The sequence below is a fragment of the Streptomyces sp. NPDC047061 genome, assembly GCF_040643955.1.
Taxonomy (GTDB): Bacteria; Actinomycetota; Actinomycetes; order Streptomycetales; family Streptomycetaceae; genus Streptomyces.
This window is the reverse complement of record NZ_JBEYVI010000119.1, coordinates 1-2,505: the sequence shown is the minus strand read 5'-3', so window position 1 is coordinate 2,505 and position 2,505 is coordinate 1. Positions and strand designations below refer to the sequence as shown.

The following is a 2,505-nucleotide window of genomic DNA, read 5'->3' as shown; positions in this document are numbered from 1 at the left end:
TGCGGCGGTGGTGGGTCTGGTCCGTTCGGCGCAGTCGGAGCACCCGGGCCGTGTGCTGCTGGTCGATGTCGACCCGGCAGCCGGCCTGGACCCGAGCCGTGACGCCGACGTGGACACCGTCCTGGCCCTGGCCCTGGATGCCGATGAACCCGAGGTCCGCATCAGTTCCGCCGCTGGCACCATCCGCACCAGTTCCGCTGCTGGCTCTGCCAGTCCCGCTACCGATGGCGGGGGGGTGACGGTGTTCGGGCGTCGGCTGGTTCGGGCCGGGACAGTGGAGCCCGGAGCCGCGCTCGCCGAGTGGGACCGGCACGGCACGGTGCTGGTCACGGGTGGGACGGGGACGCTGGGCGGGGAGCTGGCCCGGCACCTGGTCACCGTCCGTGGCATGCGGCATCTGGTGTTGCTGTCGCGGCGGGGTCCGGCGGCGCCGGGGGCGGCGGGTCTGGTTGCCGGGTTGGCTGAGCTGGGTGCGGAGGTGCGGGTGGTGGCGGGCGATGCCGCCGACCGGGATGCCCTCGCCTCGGTCCTGGCCAAGATCGCGGTCGAGCGTCCGTTGACGGCGGTGGTGCACGCCGCGGGGGTGATCGACGACGCCACGGTGGAGTCGCTGACGCCGCAGCGGATGGCGACCGTGCTGTCGGCGAAGGCTGACGCGGCGTGGAACCTGCACGAGCTGACCGAAGACGCGGGCCTGGCCGGCTTCGTGTTGTACTCCTCGGCCGCAGCGGTCATGGGCAGTGCGGGGCAGGGCAGTTACGCCGCGGCGAACGCGTTCCTGGACGCCCTGGCCGTCTATCGCCGGGATCGGCAGCTGGCCGGTCAGTCGCTGGCGTGGGGCTTGTGGGAACAGACCTCGGAGATGACTGGGCATCTCAACAGCACCGGTATGTCCCGTCTGCGCCGTGGCGGTGTTCAGCCGTTGACGACCGTCCACGGTCTGGCGTTGTTCGAGGCCGCTTCCGCGTGGGGCGCGCCGTTGGCGGTCCCGACCCGCCTCGACCTGACGGGGCTGTCTCGTGCTGGTCGGCCGGTGCCCGCGCTGCTGCGGGGCCTGGCCGGGGGCGCTCTCGCCCGCCCGACCGCAGCCGTGGCCGCCGATGCGGGTGGCCTCGCAGCCCGGTTGGCCGCGCTCAGCCCCGCCGATCGCGAACAGGAAGTCCTGCAGACTGTCCAGGCCTCCACCGCTGTTGTGCTGGGCCACGCCCGCCCCGGGGACATCGATTCCGAGCGGGCGTTCCGTGACATGGGCATCGACTCGCTGACCGCGCTGGAGTTGCGTAACCGGCTCGTGGCCGAGACCGGCCTGAGCCTGTCCGCCACCCTGGTCTTCGACTATCCCGTTCCGCTGGAACTCGCTCGGTATCTGGTTGCAGAGGCGTGCGGGGTCGACGGGGTTGTCGGGGAGAGCGCTGTGTCGGTGGTCCGTGTCGGGGCGGATGAGCCGGTGGCGATTGTCGGGATGGGTTGTCGGTTCCCGGGTGGGGTGGAGGACCCGGAGGGTTTCTGGCGGTTGGTTGCCGCAGGCTCCGATGCGATGTCGGGGTTCCCGGTGAACCGTGGCTGGGATACGTCGGGCCTGTCCGGGTCTGGTGATGAGGGCGCTGCCTACGCCCCGGTGGGTGGGTTCCTTGATGGTGCGGGTGGGTTCGATGCGGAGTTTTTCGGGATCAGTCCGCGTGAGGCGTTGGGGATGGATCCGCAGCAGCGGGTGTTGCTGGAGACGTGTTGGGAGGCGTTGGAGGATGCGGGGATTGCCCCGGGTTCTCTGCGGGGCACGGACACGGGGGTGTATGCCGGCATCATCGCCTCGGGATATCGGGTCGGGGGGCAGGATGGTGCTGGTGGTTTTGGCCTGACGGGGACGACGGCGAGTGTGGCGTCGGGTCGGGTGGCGTATGCGTTGGGGTTGCAGGGTCCCGCGGTCTCGATCGACACGGCGTGTTCCTCGTCGTTGACGGCGATTCACCTGGCCGCGCAGGCGCTGCGCTCCGGGGAGTGCGGGATGGCGCTGGCCGGCGGCGTCACGGTGATGGCCTCGCCGGGGACATTCGCTGAGTTTGCGCGGCAGCGGGGGTTGGCTGCTGATGGGCGGTGCAAGCCGTTCGCGGAGGCGGCTGATGGCACCGGGTGGGGCGAGGGCGTCGGCGTGCTGGTGTTGGAGCGGTTGTCGGTTGCTCGTGAGCGTGGGCATCGGGTGCTGGCGGTGGTGGCCGGTAGCGCAATCAATCAGGACGGGGCCAGCAATGGTCTGTCGGCGCCGAACGGTCCCTCGCAGCAGCGGGTGATCCAGCAGGCGTTGGCCAGTGCGGGGTTGCAGCCGGGTGATGTTGATGTGGTGGAGGCGCATGGGACCGGGACGGCGTTGGGTGATCCGATCGAGGCGCAGGCGTTGCTGGCCACTTATGGGCAGGACCGTGATCCGGCGCGGCCGTTGTGGTTGGGGTCGGTGAAGTCGAACATCGGTCACACGCAGGCGGCTGCGGGTGTGGCGGGTGTGATCAA

Annotated in this window: 1 protein-coding gene; it reads left to right on the top strand. The window is 70.6% G+C overall.

Annotated elements, in window-relative coordinates; translation table 11 throughout:
* Positions 1-52: 52 nt before the first annotated feature.
* A partial coding sequence (locus tag ABZ887_RS51005) for a type I polyketide synthase (RefSeq protein WP_361306557.1) occupies positions 53-2,505 on the top strand: 2,453 nt, incomplete at its 3' end.